At 29.9% G+C, this 378-nt stretch carries 1 pseudogene; it reads left to right on the forward strand.

The window, feature by feature from the left end:
• A pseudogene (locus AB4653_RS28995) lies at positions 1-240 on the forward strand (glycosyltransferase family 2 protein); the annotation flags it as partial.
• Positions 241-378: the final 138 nt, after the last annotated feature.

Consider the following 378-nt stretch of genomic DNA (forward strand, 5'->3'; position numbering starts at 1 on the left):
TACTTTCTGCGTGACTTTAATGTGGCTAGTATAGAGTTGATTTTAGGTTCTATTATGATGTTATTTGGTTTTTGTTTCGGTGTTATTAGTTGGTTTAATTCCATTTCGACAGGAGATGTCACTTCTACAGGAACTGTAATGATAGCTGTAATGCCTATTATTATGGGTTTCCAACTCCTATTAAGCTCACTTCATTATGATATAACTAACTCTCCATTACATCCTTTGCAAAAGAAATAGAAATAAATACATTGATCGCAAAGATTTATAATGTAGAGATTGTTGGTTTTATGTGAAAGTCCTGAAGGTTGTATTTTTAGTTAAAGGTACTTGATGTGATTTCAAGGTTTAAAAAAAATAAATTCTATAGTTATATAT

The sequence above is a fragment of the Vibrio sp. 10N.222.48.A3 genome (genome assembly GCF_041475345.1).
GTDB classification, from domain to species: Bacteria; Pseudomonadota; Gammaproteobacteria; order Enterobacterales; family Vibrionaceae; genus Vibrio; species Vibrio tasmaniensis_A.